The organism is Synechococcus sp. 65AY6A5 (assembly GCF_002760415.1).
GTDB lineage: Bacteria > Cyanobacteriota > Cyanobacteriia > Thermostichales > Thermostichaceae > Thermostichus.
Map to the genome: position 1 here is coordinate 155,456 of NZ_AXUW01000002.1, position 22,609 is coordinate 178,064.

Annotated in this window: 17 protein-coding genes and 1 CRISPR repeat array; of the genes, 11 read left to right on the forward strand and 6 right to left on the reverse strand. The window is 57.3% G+C overall.

All coding sequences use genetic code 11. From position 1 onward, the window contains the following. Positions 1 to 8: 8 nt before the first annotated feature. Positions 9 to 443 carry an alpha/beta hydrolase gene (locus tag SYN65AY6A5_RS12485; protein ID WP_240527803.1) on the reverse strand — a complete coding sequence of 145 codons (435 nt, stop codon included), beginning with the start codon at positions 441 to 443 and terminating at the stop codon, positions 9 to 11. A gap of 659 nt (positions 444 to 1,102) precedes the next feature. Here SYN65AY6A5_RS12485 and eno point away from each other — a divergent pair. Continuing rightward, positions 1,103 to 2,401 (forward strand): phosphopyruvate hydratase, encoded by a 1,299-nt coding sequence (eno, locus tag SYN65AY6A5_RS12490; protein WP_099812769.1) that lies wholly within the window; start codon positions 1,103 to 1,105, stop codon positions 2,399 to 2,401. Here the strand turns inward: eno and SYN65AY6A5_RS12495 are convergent. From SYN65AY6A5_RS12495 to SYN65AY6A5_RS12515, 5 genes are all read right to left on the reverse strand, one after another. Continuing rightward, positions 2,398 to 4,449, reverse strand: coding sequence for a prolyl oligopeptidase family serine peptidase (locus tag SYN65AY6A5_RS12495; protein WP_099812770.1), 2,052 nt, complete (start codon positions 4,447 to 4,449; stop codon positions 2,398 to 2,400). The two genes, eno and SYN65AY6A5_RS12495, sit on opposite strands and share 4 nt — an antisense overlap. A gap of 320 nt (positions 4,450 to 4,769) precedes the next feature. Further along, positions 4,770 to 8,486, reverse strand: a complete 3,717-nt coding sequence (locus SYN65AY6A5_RS12500; RefSeq protein ID WP_240531058.1) for a PAS domain S-box protein — start codon at positions 8,484 to 8,486, stop codon at positions 4,770 to 4,772. A 153-nt stretch (positions 8,487 to 8,639) separates the two neighbouring features. Next, positions 8,640 to 9,206, reverse strand: coding sequence for a hypothetical protein (locus SYN65AY6A5_RS12505; protein WP_099812771.1), 567 nt, complete (start codon positions 9,204 to 9,206; stop codon positions 8,640 to 8,642). A 76-nt stretch (positions 9,207 to 9,282) separates the two neighbouring features. Continuing rightward, entirely contained in the window at positions 9,283 to 9,891 is a 609-nt protein-coding gene (locus SYN65AY6A5_RS12510; protein WP_099812772.1) for a Uma2 family endonuclease, read from the reverse strand. Between the two features lie 27 nt (positions 9,892 to 9,918). Then, positions 9,919 to 10,503, reverse strand: a complete 585-nt coding sequence (locus tag SYN65AY6A5_RS12515) for a Uma2 family endonuclease (RefSeq protein WP_099812773.1) — start codon at positions 10,501 to 10,503, stop codon at positions 9,919 to 9,921. A 178-nt stretch (positions 10,504 to 10,681) separates the two neighbouring features. On the opposite strand from SYN65AY6A5_RS12515, the gene csx2 reads away from it, so the two are divergent. The 10 genes from csx2 (at position 10,682) to cas2 (ending at position 21,766) form a co-directional block, all read left to right on the forward strand. Next, the gene (gene csx2, locus SYN65AY6A5_RS12520) at positions 10,682 to 11,989 is read left to right on the forward strand and encodes a TIGR02221 family CRISPR-associated protein (RefSeq protein ID WP_099884675.1); all 1,308 of its coding nucleotides are present in this window, start codon (positions 10,682 to 10,684) and stop codon (positions 11,987 to 11,989) included. Positions 11,990 to 12,213: 224 nt separating this feature from the next. Beyond that, positions 12,214 to 15,204: a type III-B CRISPR-associated protein Cas10/Cmr2 gene (gene cas10, locus SYN65AY6A5_RS12525; protein ID WP_099884677.1), complete on the forward strand. Its 2,991-nt coding sequence runs from the start codon at positions 12,214 to 12,216 to the stop codon at positions 15,202 to 15,204. Next, positions 15,201 to 16,328 carry a type III-B CRISPR module-associated protein Cmr3 gene (locus SYN65AY6A5_RS12530; protein ID WP_099884679.1) on the forward strand — a complete coding sequence of 376 codons (1,128 nt, stop codon included), beginning with the start codon at positions 15,201 to 15,203 and terminating at the stop codon, positions 16,326 to 16,328. Before cas10 ends, SYN65AY6A5_RS12530 begins: the two co-directional genes overlap by 4 nt. A gap of 33 nt (positions 16,329 to 16,361) precedes the next feature. After that, the gene (gene cmr4 / locus SYN65AY6A5_RS12535) at positions 16,362 to 17,132 is read left to right on the forward strand and encodes a type III-B CRISPR module RAMP protein Cmr4 (RefSeq protein WP_099884681.1); all 771 of its coding nucleotides are present in this window, start codon (positions 16,362 to 16,364) and stop codon (positions 17,130 to 17,132) included. Between the two features lie 13 nt (positions 17,133 to 17,145). Beyond that, positions 17,146 to 17,538, forward strand: coding sequence for a hypothetical protein (locus SYN65AY6A5_RS12540; RefSeq protein WP_099884683.1), 393 nt, complete (start codon positions 17,146 to 17,148; stop codon positions 17,536 to 17,538). Continuing rightward, the gene (locus SYN65AY6A5_RS12545; protein ID WP_099812779.1) at positions 17,538 to 18,179 is read left to right on the forward strand and encodes a Uma2 family endonuclease; all 642 of its coding nucleotides are present in this window, start codon (positions 17,538 to 17,540) and stop codon (positions 18,177 to 18,179) included. The genes SYN65AY6A5_RS12540 and SYN65AY6A5_RS12545 overlap by 1 nt, the downstream gene beginning before the upstream one ends. 29 nt (positions 18,180 to 18,208) lie before the next feature. Then, positions 18,209 to 20,167 (forward strand): RAMP superfamily CRISPR-associated protein, encoded by a 1,959-nt coding sequence (locus tag SYN65AY6A5_RS12550; protein ID WP_099884685.1) that lies wholly within the window; start codon positions 18,209 to 18,211, stop codon positions 20,165 to 20,167. 32 nt (positions 20,168 to 20,199) lie between these two features. Beyond that, on the forward strand, positions 20,200 to 20,499 hold the full coding sequence (gene csx18, locus SYN65AY6A5_RS12555) for a CRISPR-associated protein Csx18 (protein WP_099812781.1): 300 nt from the start codon (positions 20,200 to 20,202) through the stop codon (positions 20,497 to 20,499). Beyond that, the gene (gene cas1 / locus SYN65AY6A5_RS12560) at positions 20,499 to 21,488 is read left to right on the forward strand and encodes a CRISPR-associated endonuclease Cas1 (RefSeq protein ID WP_099812782.1); all 990 of its coding nucleotides are present in this window, start codon (positions 20,499 to 20,501) and stop codon (positions 21,486 to 21,488) included. The genes csx18 and cas1 overlap by 1 nt, the downstream gene beginning before the upstream one ends. Then, positions 21,488 to 21,766 carry a CRISPR-associated endonuclease Cas2 gene (gene cas2 / locus SYN65AY6A5_RS12565; protein ID WP_011431332.1) on the forward strand — a complete coding sequence of 93 codons (279 nt, stop codon included), beginning with the start codon at positions 21,488 to 21,490 and terminating at the stop codon, positions 21,764 to 21,766. The genes cas1 and cas2 overlap by 1 nt, the downstream gene beginning before the upstream one ends. 251 nt (positions 21,767 to 22,017) lie before the next feature. Further along, positions 22,018 to 22,573: direct repeats of the CRISPR family, unit length 36 nt; unit sequence GTTCCCCCTTCGGGGGGATCCCTAGAAATTGGAAAC. The last annotated feature ends 36 nt before the right edge of the window (positions 22,574 to 22,609 follow it).

The window sequence follows — 22,609 nt, forward strand, 5'->3', positions numbered from 1 at the left end:
CAGCCGCCTTAGGCCATGCTGGGCTGAAATTTACGCAATTCCTGCCAAAAATCCATGATTTTCAGATTGACCAAACTTGGAAAAGAATAATGAAAAAACTGTCGTCCCCCAGGGCAAAACCACATTTGATCCCCTGGCTTTAAGTGGTTTCCCCACTTCTCGAGCGAAGCGGGATCCACAATGGGGTCATCCTCGCTGGCGCAAACCAACATCGGCACCGACACTTTCTGGGTTGGAATCGCTACCACCTGAAATAGGGAGTGAGGTATGGGGGAAGTGTCTAAATCTTTAGCCAGGGCATAGGAGAGTGAGCGCGCTCGCCACTGTTCTGAAGCTGGCAGAAGGCTCTGGGCTATACGCACCAGGAGCTGTTCTCGGCTACAGCAAAACATTTTTCGCTGCATGGGCCACATGCGCCCCCAGCAGCCAAAAAGATCAGTCAAACGGGCGTTGCCCGCCCCCTAGGGGATCTACTTTTGCAAGTTAGATCCCCCTTCTTGCCCTCAATGTTGTCGCTGTCATCCCCGCTCCTTTTGCGTTGCTAAACAAGCTTTTTTAGGAAAAGGCCAGAGACTTTGCCCCAGAGCTGCCTCTGGCCGCACGGACACATCCTTTCGAGCCATACAACCAATTATTGATAGTAAATCTCAACTTTAAGCTGTAGTCTACTCTAAGCTTCTTGAGAAAAGATATCAATATACTTAGGGTTAAGTTTTGTTAAAAGCTGGATTGACTTCGCAGGCTGCGGCTCTCGTAGGCGGTAGTTGTTCCTAAAGGGCCGGGTTTAAGCAAGGGATCCCGTGGCAGCTAGTGATAAAAAATCTCTTTTTTCTTGAGATTAGTTTCAATCAAGCCAGAGTTGGCCCAGCCAAGGGGTAAGGAGCCCAGAGGAGATGTCGAGACATCTGAAGCTGTGGACGGAGATAGGGCTTTATGTTCTCAGCTACTCCCTGCCTGTTCCTAGCTCAGACCGAAAGCAACTGTGCCGCCTGTGCCCATTAAAGTTTTCCGGAAGCCAAAGGGATCCGGGGGCAAAAATCCACTAGTCTATTGGCAATCTGGCTTCGGCCAGAACTGTCTAGCCAATTGCTGAGGTGCAACTGTGGAAACGGCCATCGAGTGGATTACCGCCCATGAGATCCTCGACTCCCGGGGGCAGCCGACCTTAGAAGCTTTGGTGGGCCTAGCCAATGGGGCAACCGGCTTGGCCCAGGTGCCCAGTGGCGCTTCGACCGGCACTTTTGAGGCTCACGAGCTGCGGGATGGGGATCCCAGGCGCTACAGCGGCAAGGGCGTGTTGAGGGCGGTGGAAAACATTCTTGGCCCCATCCAGTCGGAGCTGCGAGGGGAAGATGCCCTCAACCAAGCCCGCATCGACCAGTTGATGATCGATCTGGATGGCACCCCCAACAAGTCGCAACTGGGAGCCAACGCCATCTTGGCGGTCTCTTTGGCCACGGCTAAGGCGGCTGCCAATGCGGTGGGCCTGCCTTTGTACAGGTACCTGGGTGGACCCTTTGCCAACCTGCTGCCAGTGCCGCTCATGAATGTGCTTAACGGCGGCGCCCACGCCGACAACAACCTCGATACTCAAGAATTTATGATCGTGCCCATCGGAGCACCCAGCTTTCGCGAGGCGCTGCGCTACGGAGCCGAGGTGTTTGCAGCCCTAAAACAAGTGCTGCGGCAGAGGGGACTGTCCACGGGGGTGGGGGATGAAGGCGGATTTGCCCCCAACCTCGACTCCAACGCCGCAGCTTTGGATCTATTGATGACGGCTATTGAACAGGCGGGCTACAGGCCAGGGGAGGATATCGCCTTGGCCTTGGACGTGGCGGCCAACGAGCTGCTGCAGGATGGGCAGTACCACTTCGAGGGCAAAGCCCGCAGCGCCGAGCAGATGGTGAACTACTACGAGCAACTGCTGGCCAACTATCCCATCCTCTCCCTGGAAGACGGGCTGGCGGAAGAAGATTGGGCCGGCTGGCAGGCCATGACCGCCCGCTTGGGATCCCGGGTGCAACTGGTGGGGGACGACCTGTTTGTAACCAACCCGGCCCGGCTGCAGAAAGGCATCGACAGCGGCGCTGCCAACGCCATTTTGATCAAGCTCAACCAGATCGGCACCCTGACAGAGACGGTCTCGACCATTCAACTGGCCGTTCAGGCGGGCTTTCGCACCCTCATCAGCCACCGCTCCGGTGAGACAGAAGACACCACCATCGCCGACCTGGCGGTGGCCACCCGCGCCGGCCAGATCAAAACCGGATCCCTCTGCCGCAGCGAGCGCATCGCCAAGTACAACCAACTGCTGCGCATCGAAGACGAGCTGGGGGAAGCGGCCGTCTATGCCGGTCGGGTGGGCCTGGGGCCTAGGGGGTTGCCGGCGCGGAGTCGCTAGCCCGCTTGGATCCCCAGCACCTGCACCAAGAAGGCCCAGCGGTCGGCGGTCTCTTCGATGAGCTTGGCAGTGGGCTTGCCGGCCCCGTGGCCGGCTTTGGTGTCGATGCGAATGAGGATGGGCTGGGATCCCCCCTGGGCCGCCTGCAGGGCGGCGGCAAACTTGAAGCTGTGGGCGGGCACCACCCGGTCGTCGTGATCTGCCGTGGTGATCAGGGTGGCGGGGTAGGCGGTGCCGGGCTTGAGGTTGTGCAGGGGGGAGTAGGCGTAGAGGGCCTTGAATTCCTCCGGGTCTTCCGGGGATCCGTACTCGGAGATCCAGGCCCAGCCGATGGTGAACTTATGAAAGCGCAGCATGTCGAACACCCCCACGGCGGGGAGGGCTGCTGCAAAGAGATCCGGCCTTTGGGTCAGGCAGGCCCCCACCAAGAGGCCGCCGTTGCTGCCGCCGGCGATGGCCAACTTGGAGGGGTTGGTGTAGCCGTTGGCCATGAGCCACTCAGCCGCGGCAATGAAGTCGTCGAAGACCTTTTGCTTGTTGAGCTTGGTGCCCGCTTGGTGCCAGGCTTCCCCGTATTCGCCGCCGCCGCGCAAACTGGGCTGGGCGTAAACCCCTCCCCTCTCCAGCCAGGCCACCAGGCCCACCGAAAAGCTGGGGGTCAGAGAGATGCCAAAGCCGCCGTAGCCGTACAGCAGGGTGGGGTGATCCCCTGTCCGCGCTAGGCCGCGGCGGTGGACAAGGAACATGGGGATGCGGGTGCCGTCTTGGCTGGCGTAGAACACCTGCTGCACCTCATAGGCCTGGGGATCGAAATCCACCTGGGGCTGACGGAAGAGGGTGCTGCGGCCGCTGGTGAAGTCGTAGCGGTAGATGGTGGGGGGAGTGGTAAAGCTGGTGAAGGTGTAGAAGGTCTCGGTGTCGTGGCGCTTGCCGCCAAAGCCGCTGGCGGATCCCAGCCCCGGCAGGGGGATTTCCCCCAGGTAGGTGCCGTCTAAAGCAAAGGTCCGGATCTGGGTGTGGGCGTCTTTGAGGTAGAAGGCAACGAACTGGTTGTGGATTAGGCTAACTCCCTGCAGGGTCTCCTCGGCTTCGGGGATCACCTCTTGCAACTGACCTGGGTTGTCGAGATCAATGGCCACCAGTCGCCGCCGGGGAGCCTGGAGGTCCGTCAACAGCCAAAAGCGGGAGCCGTCGTTGCCGACAAAGGCGTACTCGGCCTGGAACTCGCGGATAAGCTCCACCACCGGCGAGCTGGGATCCCGCAGGTCTTTGTAGAAGAGGAGGTTTTTGGGATCCGTGCCCCGCCAGACGGAGATGATTAGGTAGTCTCCATCTTCGGTAACCCCGCCGGCAAAGCCCCACTCTTTTTGGTCAGGGCGGTGGTAGACCAAGAGATCTTCCGACTGGGGGGTGCCCAGGCGGTGGTAGTAGAGTTTTTGGAAGTAGTTGGCGCTTTCGTACTCGCTGCCAGGGGCCGGCTCGTCGTAGCGGCTGTAGAAAAATCCCTGCCCGTCCAGCGTCCAGCTGGCCCCGGAGAATTTAATCCAGCGCAGGTGATCCGGCAGGTCTTCTCCCGTTTCGATATCCCGCACCTTCCACTCCTGCCAGTCGGAGCCGGAGCGGGAGAGACCATAGGCCAGGTAGCGCCCGTCGCGGCTGATGGCAATCCCTGAGAGGGCCACCGTGCCGTCTTCCGAGAGGGTGTTGGGATCTAGCAAAACCCGCGCCTCTCCCTCCAGGCTTTCTTGGGTATAGAGAACGCTCTGGTTTTGCAGGCCGTCGTTTTTGAAGTAGAAGTAGCGGTTGCCCTCTTTGAAGGGCTGGCTGTATTTTTCGTAGTTCCACAGTTGCCTCAGGCGCTCCAGAAGCCGCTGCCGGGCCGGGATCCGCTGCAAGTAGTCAAAAGTTAGGCGGTTTTGCGCCTCGATCCAAGCTCGCGTCTGCTCAGAATCCAGATCCTCCAGCCAGCGATAGGGATCCGGCACCGCTTGCCCATGGTAGAAGTCGACAACAGTGGGATCCGGATGGCTGGGCGGGTAGTTGAGCATAGAGACGGAGCAACAAAAGACCAATTCCACTATGGCAGAAGCCTGAGACCTCAGCGTGGGATTTGACACTCCCACCCAAATGGACTCGCGAAGGCGCTGTCAAGACGCCCCTAGACAGTCCTTTGAGGCATAACCTCAAAGTTCTGCTTACTTCGGACTTAAGTTCCTCTAGGTTAGTTATTGCCGCGCGGGTTTTGCACCGCAGTAGGTTGTTTTCCTGGAGAAGCTCTGTACTAACTATAACAAAGAAGCAACTAAAGTGGCTCAAGGGCTTTTCCGCCCCGCACTCAAGTACGGGGCTACCAAGCTATCCTTTTGTGTCAAAGTTGGGGCAGATGAGGTAGGTGAAGCGTAAAGGTTGTCCAGCCGGCGGCGCTGCTCACCTCGATGGATCCGCGCAACTGATCCACCATCTGTTTCACCAAGGCCAAGCCCAGACCCGTGCCCCCTTCCTTCCAAGGATCGTTGCTGGGAATGCGGTAAAAGCGCTCAAAGATGCGGGTCAACTCCTCGGCGGGGATCGGCTGGCTATTGCTGACCTCGACGATGCTGCGGCGGTTTTCGGTTTCTACCCGTAGGCGGATGGATCCCTGGGCCGGGGTGTATTTCACAGCATTGTGCAGCAGCTCCCGCAGGATACGTTGCAACAGCAAGGGATCTGTCGTGAGGGAGCTCTCCAGGGGAACGCTGGCTTGGAAAGTTTGCCCCTTGGCGCGGGCCCGCTCTTCGGTAACGGTCAGCAGATCCCCCAGCAGATCTCGCCAGGTGAGGGCTTGCACCTCCAGCGCATAGGCCCCCGCCTGCAGCCGCTGCAGATCCAGCAGGTCGTTGATGAGCTCGATCTCCCGCTGGCACTCCCGCTCGGCAATGAGGAAGTATTGCGCTCGTTTCTCCTCTGAGCGAGCTATCTGCAGCATTTTCAGGGCCATTTTCAGGCTGGCCAGGGGAGTGCGCAGCTCGTGGCTGACGGTGCTGATGAAGTCGTCTTTGAGACGGTTGAGGCGCTCCAGGGCTTGCACCTGCTCTTGGGCAGCCTGGAACAGGCGCGCCTGCCGCAGCCCAATGGCACATTGGTTGGCCACCTGCTGGATAAGTCGGATCTCCTGGTCGTCGAAAGGACGCGCCGCCGAGCGAAAGATCCACAGATCCCCCAGCACTTGGCCTTTATCTAGCAAGGGACAAGCCATTACTACCTGGCGGTTTTCCGAGGCTCGCCCTAAGAAGCAAAATAGACAAGGCTGCCCTGCAGTTAATTGTCGATACACGGTTTCGTAAGGCCCTCCCTGCAAAGGGATGGAGAGGTTCAGATAAGAATCGGAGCGGGGGCAATACTCGTAGCGGATGGTGGCAAGGGTGAAATCGGCGTTGTAAAGGCTGATGTCGCAGCCATCGGCATCTAGACTTTCTCCCAGCTCGCGCACGGCGGCGCTGAGGATCTCAGCTTCGTCGAGAGAATCGCGCACGCGGTTGATAATGCTTCTTAGGAGAGCCTCAAATTGCAAAGCCCGCTCTAGCTGCGCAGTGCGCTGCCGCACTTTTTCTTCTAGCGTTTGCTTTAGAGCTTTTATCTGCTCGTACAACTGAGCCTGTTGCAACGCGACAGCCAACTGGTCGGTCAGTTTCTGCAAAAGCTCAATTTCCCACTCCTGCCACGGGTGGCTGGATTGGCAGTGCTGCGCCACCAAGAGGCCCCAGAGATCCTCCCTCCGCCGAATCGGGATCACCAAGTTGGCCTGAGCCTGAAAGGATTCCAAGAGTTGCCGATGGCAGGGATCCAAACTGGCTGTCGCCACATTGTCGATGGCCTGCACAAAGCCCTGTTGGTACTTGCGATAGCAGGGATCCTGGCGAAAGCAAGCATCCCACACGGAGCGGCCCAAGTGGCTGGGCCAGGGATCCAGCACCGCCTCGGCAGCTACCCATCCCCCTATGCCGTCCTGTAACTGGTAGATCATCACCCGATCCACCTGGAGAAACTCTCGCACTTCCGCCGCCGTGGTCTGCAAGAGGGGCTGCAAGTCCAAGTTCTCGCGGATGCGGCGCAGCAGGGATCCCAGGAGTCTCTCTCGCTCTGCCTCTTGCAGCAGCAGATCCTGGGCTTGTTTGAGGGGGGTGATATCTACCACAATGCCGCAAACGGCATAGGGATCCCCTCGCCGATCCCGCAGGGCAAACTTGGTGATCCACTTTTCCAGTTCTTGCCCATCACGGCAAACAGTGTGCTCATAGCTGATGGGATGAGCAGATTGGATTGCCCTTTGATCCTCCTCGCGAAACTTCAGAGCTTCCTCTGGCGAGAAGAGTTCCGCATCGACTTTGCCGAGAACTTCTTCTGGAAGTTTACCTTTTTTCTGCAGGTAAGCCCGATTGACCTGTAAGTAGCGGCCCTGCAGGTCTTTAACAAAGATGGGAAAAGAGATCCCATCGAGGATAGCTTTGAGACGGGCTTCGCTTTCTTGCAGGGCCAGCTCCGCCTCTTTTTGCTGGGTGATATCTTCGGTAATGCCGGCAATGCGGATCACTTCTTGCTGTTCATTGAAAATAGGCCGGCAGGAAGTCCGCAACCAGCGCACCCGGCCATCTCGATGAATGATGCGATAGGTAATCGGCTTCTCTCCTTGGATGACCTGAGGTACGGCTTGCAAAATCCTCGGCAGATCTTCCGGATGAATCTTTTCTCGCCACAGATCGGGCTTTTGGTAAAACTCCTCCGGCTTGTATCCCCAGATCTGCTCGCACTGAGGGCTTTTATAAAACAATTGACTGAGATCTGGAGAATAGAGAAAGAAGGAAACCGGCACAGCCTCGGCCATTTCGCGAAAGCGGGCTTCGCTTTCCCGCAGCGCCTGTTCTGCCTCTTTTTGCTGGGTAATGTCGCGGGTGCTGCAGACAATTCCCCCTAGCGCAGGATCCTGCAAAAGATTGGTGCAGCGGCTCTCCAACCACACCCAATGGCCATCGGCATGCTGCATCCGATAGACAAAGCTGAGCGTCTCGCCAGGCCGAGCCTTCAGTTGTTCAAGGGCGTCGGCAACGATCTGGCGATCTTCCGGGTGAACCCAATCCAGAGGTATAGGTTCTCCCTCCTCAGGACAACGACCCAAGACTTTCTCGGTAACCGGGCGATTGAGAGTATGAACCAAGCCTTGGGCATCGATCCAACACAAAATGTCGTGGCTGTTGTCGAGGAAGGCGCGAAAGCGCTCCTGTTGTTCTCGCAGTTGTTGTTCCAGCCGCTTTTGCTCGGTAATATCCAAGACAATGCCGAGCCATCCCAAACCTTTGGACTCATCCTGCAGCTTGACAGCCAGGCGATAGGTGTAGCGCTCTTGGCCTTGGATGATTTCCTTGCTCTCCAATCGGGAAAACCCTTGCCGCTCCAGGTCAAACAAGGCTTGCCCAGTGTACTCCAGCCAGTGGGGATGTTGCTGCGCTGCCTCTTGCAGAGAAGTGCCCAGCAGATCGCCATACCAGGCGCAGTCGGTGGCATTTTGCAAAATCAGCACTCCCTGGGGATCCCTGGCCCCTATGGCTGCCGGCAGGGCGTCCAGAAGAGCCCTCAGTTGGGCTTCCCGCAGGCGCAGATTTTCTTCCAGTTGCTTCTTCTCGGTAATGTCTCGGCCCACCCCGCGAATAAACTGCAAGCGGCCCCGCCGGTCGAAAAGGCCCTGGTTGATCCACTCAAACCACCGCACCTTTCCTTCCGCATCGAACAAGGGGTGAGCCCAAGCAAAGGTAGGCTGCTGAGGAGTAAGCTGGGATATCTTCTGCCGCACCTGCTCTTGCTCCTCTGGCGGCAAGGCCTCGATCCAGCGCCGGCCCTGCCAATTGCCGAAAACCTTCTGGCAGGCCTCGTTACACTCCACCACCGTTGTATCCGCCCGCGCCAGCATGATGACATCGGGAAAACCAACCTGGGCCTGATGCGGCCGCCGCCTCTGCCAGAAGACAAGCGCCAGGAGCCAGGCTGCCCACAAAAGCAGCCACGGCCAGTTGCCCAAAGCTTCCTCAACAATGGTCTCCCAAGGAATGATCATGACAGCTTAGCATTGCCAAAATTCTGTTAAGATAGGCGAGAGTGCCTATTCAAACCCACACCAATTCTCGGCAGTTTGCCAAGGATTGCCAAGTATCACAATCAACAACTCACGAACTTCTATATAACCTCGGCAATTGCCCAGAAGGGAACCTCACAGGTTAAGATAGTCCTGGATCCAGCCCACCAGCCGCTGTGCCAGGGTAAGCGCTTCCGGCTCGCCTTCTTTGATCGCCGATTGGCTGCTGAAGCAAGCAATAACCTCTTCTTGAAATTTTTCTTCAAGCTTTTGTTCAAAAGCGCCGCGGCGAAACTGCAACCGCACCTGAGCTTGGATCTGAAAGCTCTCCCGCGCCTCCTCATCCAAGATCTCCTGTCCCAGCCGCTGCAGCCGCACCCCTTGCAATTGGGCGAGGGGATAAGAGAATACCTGCTGCCGCCAAAGCCCCCAGGGGCCACCCAGCCGGGTCAGGGTCGCTCGCTGCCGCTCCCGATCCAAGCTCAGGATCTGCCCCAGCCCCCAAGGGATCCCAATCCCCAGGCCCGCTGCTACGGCCAGCAACCCCACCAGCGGCGAGCGGCCCCAGAGCTGGGATCCCAGCGCCAACAGCCCCAAACCCGCCACCACCCGCCAGGCCAGTTGCTCAGGGGTAAACCTTTGCAGGGCAATTCGCAGCCGTCTGGGGTTGCGCTCCAGAACTTGCAGGTAAACCGGCCTCATGAAATTGGATCCCGTTTTTGGCGCCAGTTTACCAGGTGCCGCGGAACCCTGGAAGACTTGCGAGCTTGGCAAACAGCTAAAACTCAGGTTCGGCAAAAAACTCTGACAAATCCAAGGCAAACCCAGGGATCACCTCTTCGCCTTCCAGGATATCTCCTGGCCGCTTCAATGCTGCGGGCTCAGGCTGACGGTAAACCAAAACATACTTTTCTTCGGGATGAATAAGCCAAACAAGGCGGGATCCATTTTCAAAGTACTCGACGATTTTATTGTGGATCTCTCCCACTGTGTTGACTTCAGAGAGAACTTCTACAACCAAATCTGGGGATCCCTCGATATAGCTCTTGGGGATCCCGCCGAGAGATCGCAGCCGCTCCTTGGAGAAGAAAGAACAATCTGGGGAGCGGCGATTGCCAGATTTCATCTTAAACGAAGTATCGGAGTCAAAAGTAAAGCCAATCTTTTGGCTGCGAACATAGGCACCTAGGAGGATGTGAATCAAACTTACATAGTATCCATGCCTTGCACTTGCCGAACCCAAAGCAATCAGCTTCCCATCGACAACTTCATAGCAATTGCCATCATCGGGCAGAGCCATAAACTCTTCATCAGTCCAAATCTTCCGAGAAGCTGTTGCAGAGCTTTCGGCAGGTTCCTTTGCTAGCCTTTCCAGAGCTTCAATCATGGTAGCCCTCTCAGATAGCTAAAACAACTAAGGGATCCGAGCCTGGGCAAACACATCCTGGGGGACAACCTTCAAGCCGGGCAGAAACTCATCTTGGATGGCTTGGGATCCCGTAAAAGTCCGCGGCGGGGCATCGGGGTAGAAAACGGTGATGCTCTTGGCTTGGGGATCCACAACCCAAACGCGAGGGATCCCAGCTTCCAGATAGTCCGCTGCTTTTTGAAGTACAGCCCCAAAACTCTGGCCGGGAGAAAGAATCTCCACTACCAGTTCGGGAGCGACGGGACAAGGGCCGTCTTCCTCAAGCTGCGCTGGCCAGCGTTCAAAGGAAACATAGAGCAAATCGGGAACAGGAAGCCAATCTTGATCCTGCCTTTGCAAAACAACTGCCAGCTCTGTGTACAGATCCCCCTTGCCTTGACACCAGGCATCCAGAATGAAAAGCAGCCGCTTCTGCAAAGAGGCATGAAATCTCTGAGGAGACATCGGCAAATCTTTGGGAACAGCTTGTCCATTGACCAGCTCATAGGTAGTATCTTCCTCTGGCAAGGCGAGAAACTGTTCGGGAGTAAGTTTTGGATGAGCAATCGACAGCTCTTCGGTCGATAGCATGCCAGGATCCCTCTCGTTCTAGAGGCCAACTGCTTTCTAGTTCTAGGCTAACTTTGGGTTTTTCGCCTTCACTGCGCGGGAAAAGGCCTCTTGTTTTTGGGAAGGGGGGGCTTCCAGGTTGCGGTAGCTTGCCAGCGGTTGTGCTTTGATGCGTTGCAGACCCACCTGGAGGATCCCTATGGCTAAAACCCTTTTGACCACCCTGGGCACTGGCGACTACACCGAGACGACGTATTTCTTTGGGGAGCAAAGGGCAGACAAAACCTGCTACGTCGCCAAGGCCCTCTGCCAGCTCTTTGAAATTGATAGAATCATCCTCCTGCTGACGGAGGAGGCCCGCGCCAAGCACTGGGGCCGCTTGCAGGAGTCCTTGCCACCCCAGGTGGAGAAGGTGGCCAAAGCCATTCCTGAGGGCAAAACGGAAGCGGAGACCTGGGAGATTTTCGACGTGCTGGTCGATGGCATCGAGCCCAACAGCCGGCTGCTTTTTGATATCACCCACGCCTTTCGCTCCATCCCGCTGCTGGTGCTCTTGGGAGCCGCCCTTTTGCGCAAGGCCAAAAATGTCGAGATCCAGGGGCTCTACTACGGCCTCTACCGCCATGGCCAGGCAGAAACCCCCATCATCGATCTCACGCCGGCCATTCGGCTTCTGGACTGGCTGACGGCCAGCGACAAGTTCATCAGCACCGGCTCGGCAGTAGAGCTGGGCCAGCTTTTGGACACCGTTCAACGGGACTTCTACCGACAGCAAAGGCCCGGCAAAGGGGATCCCAGGCCCACCCGGCTGCAGAGCTTTGGACAAGCCATCCGCGACATCTCCCGTTCTCTGGAGCTGGTGAGGCCGGTCAGCCTGCAGGAGGACTTGCGCAAGTTACAAAGACACTCTACCCAGGAGTTGGCAGAAGAGGTGGGCCAATTTGCCAAGCCCTTCGGCCTGCTGCTGCAAAGCATTCAAAATAGCTACAGCCAACTGGCGCTGCCGGCAGACCAGAAGGAGGATCCCCGCGCTCAAGTTCAAAAGCACTTTCAACTGCTGCGCTGGTATGTGGAAAAGCGCTTCACCACCCAAGCCCTTCTCTTGGCTCGCGAGTGGGTGGTTTCTGCCCTTTGCCTCTGTGAGGGGATCCAAAACTACCTCGAACGAGAAGCGCGGCAGGGAATTGAACACCAGTTGGGATCCCTCATCCCGCGGGAAGAGCAGCTCTTGGGAGATCTCCCTGCGACTGGATCCCTTATCCAACACCAAGAGCAGCTTCAGTCCCTGCCTCCCATTGCCGCCCATGTCCCAGATGTGCAGCAGCTAGCTAAGCTCTGGTCTCGGCTGAGCGAATACCGCAACGACGTGGCCCATGTGCAGATGAAACCCAAATCTCTACGCAGCGAAGTTCTGGAGAGCTTTGTGCTGCAGGATCTGCTGCCCAGCTTGGAGGCGCTGTTTCCCGAATTGACTCGGCTAGAAAAGGATCCCTCCGCTTCTTGGTAAACCCAAGACATTGGCAGCTTCGTTCCCGCTTTTCAAGCCTAGTTAAAAAGTTGGCCAAGCTCAAGCTTGATCCTCCCAGACGACCAGAAAAAAAGCTGAAGAAATCTACGAAGCAAGGGGGATCGACGGATGGTGTTTTGTAGCCTCTGTAACCTCGACACCAGACGGCTGCCGGGTTCTTGTCTTTGTTGTTCTAAACGTCCCCTTCCTGCTGCGAGAACACCATGGCTTATCACTACTGGCAAGCAAAGCTCTGGGGCCTGCTGCATGATCCTGCCCTCAAAGCCCTCCACGACGCCTCTGGCCGCGCTAAGGAAGGGCTGTGGCCAAACCTAGCAGCGATGCAGGGGTGGATCTCGCCCAAGGCAGAGGGATCCCCTCTGGCACAGGTGGGAGATGCGGATCTGGTCGCCTCCGCCAGCGATCGGGCCGCCATTGGCCACCTGCCCGTTGCCATCGACTACCAGCTAGCGGATCGCGGCCAGAGCCTGGGGCCGGGCTTAGAGATGAGCCATCTGCTTTCCGGGCGCAAGCGCTTTTGGCAACTGCCCGAAGAGGAGCACCGGGCCCTGCAGCAGGCCCGCTCCCGCGCCGAGTACTTGCTGGCGCAGGAAGCAAGGGTAGTTCCCGACTGGATTTGGCAAGAACAGGAGGATATCCAGAAGGTGTTCTGGTGGTTCTGGCGCTGTTTTCCCCAGGCGCTGGCGCGGGAGTTTGGCGATGAAAGCCTCCTGCTTTTGCCGGCAGAAACGCGGCTGCCCGATGGATCCCTGTGGAGCCACACTAGCGTCGTGGCCGCTCTGGCGGGCTGTTTGGCCGGCTACGACGAGCCCAAGTTCACGCGGCCCTTTTTGGCCAGCTTGACCTTCAACCCCATCCAGGAGCTGATCAAAGCCAGCCGCAAGATGCGGGACTTTTGGGCCGGATCCTGGCTGTTGCACTACCTCTCGGCGCGGCTTTGCTGGCGCCTGGCGGAGAAATACGGCCCCGACTGCCTGCTCTACCCCAGCCTCTACGGCCAGCCTTTGATCGACGCTTGGCTGCTGGAGAAGTACCCCCCCTTTGCCGAGTGGATCCCGCAGCCTTCTGCCAACACTCTGCTCACCGCCGGCTTCCCCAACGTGATCCTCTTGCTGTTGCCCGAAGAGCGGCTGCAGGCGGCCATGCAGTTTGCCCAGCAGACCCTCAAAGAAGAATGGCGCCACCTGGCGGAAAGAGCGCTGGAGCACCTGCAACTGGAGCGCCGCTGGCTGGTGCAGTTGCGCCCGGAGGATCCCACCTGGAAGGGATGGCTGGAGCACCAGTGGCAGATCTACTGGGCGGCGGCGCCCCTGGGATCCCCCCAGCAAAGGCTCAAAGACACCGCCATCCTCAGGTCCCAGGAGTCCATTGAGCGGGATCCCTGGGTCAGCACCCAAAACCGCACCTACCACCTCAAAGGAGAGCGGCAGCTTTTTGCCGATCCGGAGCTGAAGTTCCTGCGGATCAGCTTCTGGGATCCCGAAAGGCAGCAGCACCGCCAGCACAAGCCAGGGCTAAACGTAGGCTCCTGGTGGGCAGCGGCAGTGGAGGCGACGCGCCGGCTGCAGGCTGCCTGCAAACAGGCCCGCGATTGGCAGTTGCCGGTGGCCTTTGGGCCGCGCAGCACCGTCTCTGGCCTAGGGCCGGTGGTTCACCCTTCCCCCGGGGATCGCTGGATTGGCGAAGGGGAGAGCCGGCGGCTTTGGCAGCGCCAGGCAGGGCTTTTCGATGGCCGCGAGCAGCTCAACGCCACCGAAACGGTTAAGCGGGCCCTAGACAAGGTGTTGCCGGAGCTCTTCCCCAACCTTGATAAAGACAAGATCGCCGCTTCCTACCCAGATCTCACCGCTGGCGTGGCCGGCTACCTGAAAACCCACGGGCGACGCGAGCTGGAGCACTTCGAGCAGGCCTGCCGCGCCGTTGAGGCCATTCACCCCGGCATGCGGGAGGTCATCCGAGAAATGCGCGGCAAGTGGGGGATCCCGTGGGCCGACCAGCAAAACCTGCGCTACCACCCCCGCCTGCTCAACGCCGGCTGGCTGGTGGAGGACCTGGAAGCAGACGAGGCAACCCAGAAGCGCTGCCGCCAGGAGATAGAAGCCACCCTCAGCCGCTACTACCCCAGCATCAACCCCGCCAGTTGGTACGTGGTGGCCGCGGGCGATGGCGACGACATGGGCCAGTGGCTGAGCGGGGGGAAGATGAAGCCCTACTACGACTACCTGCCCCAGCCGCTGCAGCGCCTAGCGGATGGCCAGAGGGACGCTATTGGCCGCGTCCTCGACTCTGAAGAGCTCAAGCAAGTCAAGGACGCCTTCAGCGAGTTTGTTAAAGCCAGCCGCAAGCGCATGGGCCCGGCCACCCACAGCGCCCTCAGCCGGGCTCTGTTGGATTTTTCCGGCCAGTTGGTGCCCTACCTCACCGAGCAGCGCTATGCCGGCAGGCTTATCTACGCCGGCGGAGACGACGTTTTGGCCTACACCAACCTCTGGGAGTGGGATAGTTGGCTCTGGGACATCCGCCAATGTTTCCGCGGCGGCGAAGACGACTGGCGCGAGTTTGCCAACGAAGGGGACTACTGGCAGTGGCAAAAGGCGCAGTTGCCGGCTGGCCTCAGCCGTCGCCCTCTTTTTACTCTGGGATCCCTGGCCAGTATTAGCTTTGGCGTGGTGATTGCCCACCACTCGGTGCCCCTGGCCATTGCCCTGGAGAATCTCTGGGAGGCAGAACAAGGCGCCAAAGAGCAGGCCTATGCCCAGGGCAGCTCCAAAGACAGCGCCCAGGTGCGGGTACTGTTTGCCAACGGCAACCAACTGGTGAGCACCTGCAAGTTCGACACCTTCGACAAGTGGAAAGACCTGCTGGATTTTGACTGGAAGCTGTTGGGCCAAAAGCAGGATCAAAGCTCCCTATTTGAACACGCCGCCCAGCTCTGGGAGCAGCACCCAGCCCCCACCTTGGAAGCAGTGCCCGATTGGGCCCGCTTGTTCTGCAGCCGCCGGGATCTCTTTCGCGGCGAAAGTGAGCAGAAGGATCGCTTCCAGGCCAAGCTGGTCGAGTTTATTCAGCACTTCTGGCAGCACAGCCTGCCCGCCCAGCCGGCGGCGTGGGATCTGGCCATCAAAAACTGGTTCAAGCTGGCGGCCTTTGTGCTGCGCAACCGCACCGTGGAATTGGGGAGAAATGCGCGATGAGTTGGTTTGTGCTCTCGCCTTTGGATGTGTGGATGTTTCGCGATGCCAAGCCCTTTGCGCCGGGGGAGCGGGCCTGGGCCAATAGCGGCTTTCCCCCCAGCGGCCACACCTTGGCCGGCGCCATTCTGGCTCACCTGGGCCAGCCGGCAACCCTGCGCCTATGCGGCCCTTTCCTTTGCTGGGATGAGCAGCTTTACTTCCCCGGCCCTCTGCACCTCTACCAGGGATCCCCGCTGGTGCCCATCCCCTGGCTGGAAGAGGGCCATTCCTATGACGGCTACCGTTGGGATCCCACCCGGCCCGCCCCTTTGGTGGCAGCAGCTCCGGAGGAGGAACGGCCAAGCTCCAAGCAAAAGGCCGCCGGCTACCTGCCCTTTCAGGCGGTGCAAACTGCACTGCAGGGCAAGGGCTGGGATCTGGAGCAGGCAGTAAAGTCCCCCTGGGTGGCGGAAGTGCGGCCCCACAACACCCTGCAGGCAGGCAAACGCCAGGTGCGGGAGGCCGAGGGCTACTTTGTGGAGACCTGCATCCGCCTGCAGCCCGGCTGGAGCCTGGCCCTTTCCATCGAGTGCTGGGATCCCGATCGCGAAACTTGGGATCCCTTGCCTCTGAAGCAAGAAGTGGTGGTGCGGCTGGGAGGAGAAGGCCACGGCGCCCTCTTAAGCCCCTGTCCAAAGCTGGGCGAGCAATGGCAAGCGCTGCAGGAGCTCTCCCGGCAGACCTTCCGGCAAGGCCAGCGATCCCTGGCCTACCTCGTCACGCCTGGGGTGTTCATCAAAAAGGTGGATGGGCGCTCCCTCTGCCGCGCCTGGCCTTGGGAATGGCGCTTGGTCACCCCCCATCCTGCCCACTCCCTCACCGGTCCTCTGGTGAGCGTGGCCACCGGCAAGCCAGTTCCCATCAGCGGTCGCCTGCGGGTGGACTCCCTAACAGAGCCGCGCAAGACCAGCCTACCGGCTCCGCAAGTCTTTGCCGCCCCGCCCGGCAGCGTCTACTACCTGGAGCAGCCGGCTCCCCTTGCCCAGGACGAGCCGGAGCTGGAAGATGGCCGGCTCAACGTCTTCCACCGCTGGCGGCTGTTGGGCTACAGCGAGTTGCTCTGGCTGCCTTGGGTCAACTTTTGAAGTCCTGTTTTGACGGATAAGGAGTGTTTTTCTATGAGCTTTCACCTGGTTTATCTCACCCTGTTAACCCCCCTGCACACCGGCGGCACCACCCAAGAAGGCAACCTCTTGGGCATTGCCCGCGAAGCCCACACCAACTTGCCCTACATTCCTTCCAGCACCATCCGCGGCAAATTGCGGGCCAGCGTGGCCGAGAAAGAGTTAAAGTTCGAGCTCTTTGGCAACGAAATTGGGGAAGGGGATCAGCTTACCCAAGGCTCCATTTGGATTGGGGATGGATCCCTCTTGTGGGTGCCGGTGGCTTCCCTCAGCCACGGGGTAGTCTGGATTAGCTGCCCCCTCTTGCTCAAGCGCTGGCTGCGGCTAAGTGGTCAAAAGTTGGATGCGCCGGATCCCTATAGCACCAACTTGGAGACAAACCGACCCATCTACCTTAAGGATGCCATCCTAAAAAATGGCCTGAAAAAGTGGGAAAACTGGCAAAGCTTTGTCAAATCTTCCAGCATCAGCCGCGTCCTTGTCTTGCCGGATCAGCACTGTGCCACCCTTATTCAAATGAGCCTGTGGCGGCAGGTAAAAGTTAAGCTCAGCGAGCACAAAGTTGTAGAAGGCGGCTTTCGCTACGAAGAGGCCATCCCCCCCGATAGCCTGATGTACTTTACCTGGGGGGTAACAGCCCAGGCCAACGGCAGTTCCCAAGAAGCAGTGGAGCAATTTCAGAAGCTTCTCCAGAAGAACCAACTTCTACAAATTGGCGGCCAAGAGAGCCTAGGCCGGGGCTTTGTCGAGTTGTCTTGGAACTAGTTGAGGAGGCTTTATGGAAACTTTTGATCCCCGCACGTTGGCCAAGCCCGTTTACGAATCCCTTCGCCAGTTAAGGGCTCAAACCAGAGACCAAGAAAAGCTTAAGGAGCAGAAAAACCAGACTGTGGAGCTCTACACCTACCTTTCCACCTGGGGCCTGCTGCGCCTTAAGGCAGAAGAAGATGCCCTCAACCAGGAAGGGAAAAAACAAGTAGTCAAGGAGTTTTTTGATTGCCTAGAAGAGATCTCTGGCCAAAAGGGAATTGCTAACTCCAACGGCCTGGATCGTCTTATGCAATTGGGAGTTGAAGAGTATCTAGGTTTAACAGGGCTAGGTCTGGCTTTGGCTCAGGAATTCGGCTTTTGGGCTATGGCCATCTACCACGACATTAAAGGAGGAGAGTAATGGGCGTCGCGATCCCCCTGCAAGCGATTTCCCTGCAAGAAGGCAGCCGAGTGGTTATTCATTCTCTTACCTGGCAAGACTGCGAGAGCATTCTGGAGGAGCTGGGCGAAGATCGCCACACTCGCATTGCCTACTACGATGGCACTTTTGAGATCATGTCTCCTTTATCCAAACACGAGCGCCTTCATCGCATTGCCAGTGACATTGTAAAGGCTCTCTTAGATGCTCAGGGGAGAGATTGGGAAGACTTTGGCTCAACAACCCTCAAAAAGCCAGGCAGAGCTGGCGTGGAGCCCGACACCTGCTTCTATGTCAATCACCTGGAGTTGGTGCGAGGTTGCGAGGGCAGGATCGATGTCGATCAGTTGCCCCCACCTGATCTGGCCATCGAGTCCGACGTTACTTCCCGAACTTTTATCGAGGCCTATAGAGCCATCGGCGTGCCGGAAGTTTGGATCTTGGGTGAGCGAAGTTTGCGGATCTTTATTCTGCAGGGAGAAGACTACGTAGAATCAAGCTGCAGCTGGCTTTTTCCAGACTTCGACATCCCCAATCTTGTACCTCAACTCATTCGACGCGCCCTAGAAATTGGCACCAGCGCTATGTTGCGCAAATTTCGGCAAACCCTTGGCAATTCCTAACGCTGTTTCCCACTTTTGGAGAAGATCCCATGACTGGCAATCGCCCTACTCGTCCTGGCAACGCTCCTCAGCCGCTTCCTCGTCCCCCCAGGCCAGGGGATCCCAGCCGCCGGCCGCCTCAGGAAAATCGGGGCCCTAATTCTCCTAGAGGAGGCAATGGAGGGGGAAACCAGCCGCGCGGTGGAGGAGGCAACAATCCTCCGCCCTCGCCTTGGCTGGGTCACCCCTTGGATCCCACGCCCAGGCCGGATCCCACCGCTGGCTTTATTGAATATCTGCGCTGGATGCGAGCGCCGCTTGATGCTTCTAAAGACGGCACCAAAGCGGAGCTGGCGCACCAAGTGGAAACAACGATCAACCTTGGAGCCCGCCTGAAAGTTTTGAATGAGCGCACCCAACGCATTGCCAGCGACACCTTTCAGGTTACTTGTCCCTGGCGAATTCGAGTCGGTGGGGCCAAGGGTCCAGAGAGCATGTTGCTCCCCGCTTTCGATCCCTTAGGGATCCCTTACATTCCCAGCTCCACCCTGCGCGGCGTAGCCCGATCCCAGGCCATTCGAGAGTTGATGCAGAAGCACAATCTGTCTTGGGAGGAGGCAGATAAAGCAGTGGCACCCTGGCTTGGGCATCTAGAAGCTGAGGACAAAGATAGTGCTGGCAAGGTGATCTTTTTAGATGCCTACCCCGTGCCAACCCGTCCCCAAAGACAAGGGGATCCTGATAACTCCAGGTCGGGAGGCTTGGCTGTTGATATTGCCAATAACGTTTGGAGATGGAATGGCAACAGCTTGGAATATAAAGCAAATCCCAATGTCTTTTTCTCTCTCAAACAGGCCACGTTTTTAATCGGGATCCGCAAAGGCCCAGGCTGCACCGACGAGATGTTGGCCCAAGTGAAAGAATGGCTCATCCGCGGGCTGGAGCAAGGAGTGGGATCCCAAGTCAATACCGGCTACGGTCGGCTGATTCAAACTGGCAAAACTCTATCTCAATACAAGGGAGAATTCTTGCGGCTGCCTTTTGAGCTGGAGGGTCAGTTGATCCACGGGCGGCAAGTGGTCAACTGGAAACCTGATAAGAACCGGTATGACAACAAATCAATTGCCGAAGTCCGACCGGTAGCCTTTAAGAACATGCTGCGCTACTGGTTTCGAACCTTTGCCCTGGGTGTTTTGCCCGTGAAGCAGGTGCAGGAATGGGAGGGGCAACTTTTTGGGGCCATCACTCCCCAGCAAAAACACGGCTGGATCCATGTGGATTTGCTGAACGGCAAAGTCTCTCGGCTGGAGCCCAATCAGCGAGGAGAAGCCGCAGGCCAACAGGAAGGGATCCTTGTCTTGAGTTTTTCTAGCGAGTGCCAAAATTACGCTTCCCAAGCAGAGCAGGAGGCGGTGAAAAGGCTCTTTACTAACCTCACCTGGATGATGTTCCATCTGGGAGGTGTGGGTCAAGGAGCTAGAAGACCCTGCTACTCCCGCCAGAACCGGGAGCGGGCTCCCTGGTGGCGCGGCTCTACCCTAATTCCCAGGTCGGAGGATGCCTTTTGGAAGCTGGCGGAGTCGGTGGCCGGGTTTCAGAAGCTTTTCCAAAAGCGCCTGGGCAACTTCTTTGACGCTCTCAAGACTCTAACCAAGCAGGCCATTAACCCCGATAGCCCAAGAAGTGCTGGCCAGGTTCAGAGGGATAAATGGCCGCAAGCGGTGGATGCCAACTGCAGGATCGTAGTCTGCAGCGGCGAGGAAGATTTCAACAAACCCTATGCCCTGGCAACTTTGCATCGCTTAGGCCGACAAGATGAAGGCCGGTACGACAAATTCTTGTGCGGGGGTGTACAGGGAGGTGCTCTGCCCTCTCCGGTTTGGATTGCCGATTTGGGTGATTACCAAGTGGTTACCGTTTTTGGGGCAACGGCAGATCCTAGGAAAAAGTATCTTGAGGAGCTCAAGAAAGATGCTGATGATTTTCAAGTAATCTGGCCCTTGAGATAGAAGAAATCTCGAAGAATTTTTGGAGAAACAAAATGCCCAAAAAGAAGATCAATGCCAAAGTTCTCAGAAACCTTGTTACAGCCGTAATCAATGGCTCGATTACACTGGCCATTTTGCTCATTGCTCCCTTGGGCCTGGCAGCCGTGATTACCAACACTATTTTGGTTGCCATTGCCAGCTTCTTTTCTGGAAGCTTAACAGAGATGGTCATGGATCTTTTGTCAAGCCCTGAAATTGACGTGGAGGTTTTGCCAGAAGAGCGCCAATCCAAGACCAGCACTTCCATAGAGCCAAGGCGAGGCTCAGAGAGTCTGCGTCGAGATGATCAATAATGCGAACCTTGTATGTTTCCCAGCAAGGGTGCAGGCTAAGCCTCAGGCAAGAGTTTGTGCTGGTTCATTTGGGCGAGTCGCTCTTGCAAGAGATGCCTCTGCCCTTGCTGGAGCAAATTTTAATCTTTGGCCGCTCTCAGGTGACTACCGATGTTGTGAGGGAGTGCTTGAAGCGCAATATCCCCATTGCCTACCTCTCCCGGCTCGGCTATTGCTACGGTCGCCTCATTCCCATTGAAAGGGGCTACCGCCGCCTGGCCCATTGGCAACAGGCGCTCCCTGAAGCATGGAGACTGCAAACAGCAGCCCAAATAGTGCGAGCTAAGCTCCTCAATGGCCGCGTGCTGTTGATGCGACAACTTAGGCAGCGCCCCAGCGAAACCAGGGATCTAACCCTGCGCAGCCTGGAACACTTGGCCGCTCAAGCTCTGCAGGCTACTTCGCTGGATCAATTGCGAGGCATTGAAGGGATCGGCGCAGCTTTGTATTTTCCCGAATTGGGCAATTGCTTACAACAAAAAGGATTTGTTTTGATCAAGCGCACCCGACAGCCGCCCACCAATCCAGTGAATGCCATGCTCAGCTTTGGCTACATGGTGCTCTGGAACCACCTATTAACCTTAATTGAGCTGCAAGATTTGGATCCCTATCAAGGTTGCCTACATGCCAGCAGCGAACGCCACGCTGCTTTGGTTTCCGATTTGCTGGAAGAGTTCCGAGCGCCTATTGTGGACTCACTGGTACTGTGGCTGGTCAACAGCGGTGTTATGGATATCCAAGAAGACTTCGAGTATCGAGATGGGGGCTGTTTTCTCAGCGATGCTGGCAGAAAGAAGTATCTCAAAGCTTTTCTCCAGAGAATGGAGGGATCCATCCAAACCCCCGATGGGGATCAACCCCGCTGGGATTTGCTGACGCAGCAGGTTAAGAAATTTAAGCATTCTGTCTATAATCCTCAAGACCTGTATCAGCCTTACCGGATTCGCTGATGTTTCTTTATGTCGTTACCTACGACACCCCTTGTGATAAGCGCCGCAAGAAAATTGCCGACCTGCTAGAAGGCTACGGCAAGCGCGTGCAATACAGCGTGTTCGAGTGTGTCCTCGACAAGGACAAGTTCGAGGAGCTCAAGCTACGGCTCCGGAAAAGGGTCAAGCCCGATGAGGACAGCGTCCGCTTCTATCCCCTCACCAGCCACGCCCTTGACCAAGTGGAAATCTGGGGTGGGCCCCCCTTAACTGCACCCCCCCACTCGATCGTTGTCTAGCTCAAGCAACTCTCCACCCACTTCAGTACTTGATGTTCTCAAAAGCACACAAAAACGGTATCAACGCTTTCGCGAGCGCCTCGCCAAAACCCGCAAAGGCCGATTCTTTCGTTGACCCGCTCGATGCCTTGCGCCACAAGGCTTTCAGGCCTCTCACCCCCCTCTCCCAAGCTCTTTTTTGCCCTCTTCGACCGACCCCCTCGCAAATGGGTCTTGCATTCCTTGCCCTGCTTGGGTTTAATAGGGGTAGAGTTCCCCCTTCGGGGGGATCCCTAGAAATTGGAAACGATCCCACAAAACTGCGCAGCAACCGGCCCAAAACCACTGCGTTCCCCCTTCGGGGGGATCCCTAGAAATTGGAAACTCTCGTTCTGTCGTCGCAGCGCCTCGATTTGCTGCTGCAGTTCCCCCTTCGGGGGGATCCCTAGAAATTGGAAACGTGAAATCATCACGGACAATGATGGTGAACACCGGTTGTTCCCCCTTCGGGGGGATCCCTAGAAATTGGAAACTGGCGTAAATTTCTACGCCGTTTATAACATCAACAACAGGTTCCCCCTTCGGGGGGATCCCTAGAAATTGGAAACTCTGTTTAGCGAGAGCTTTTGCTCTGCGGAGCTTACGGTTTGTTCCCCCTTCGGGGGGATCCCTAGAAATTGGAAACGTTCAACTTGGTCATGTGTTAACTTTGCCGAGCCCTTGTTCCCCCTTCGGGGGGATCCCTAGAAATTGGAAACTTGCATAACCAGAAGTTTCGGAAAAACCTAAATAGTTCCCCCTTCGGGGGGATCCCTAGAAATTGGAAACTACTCTCCTTATCGGAGTGTTGGTCAAAAATAAAGG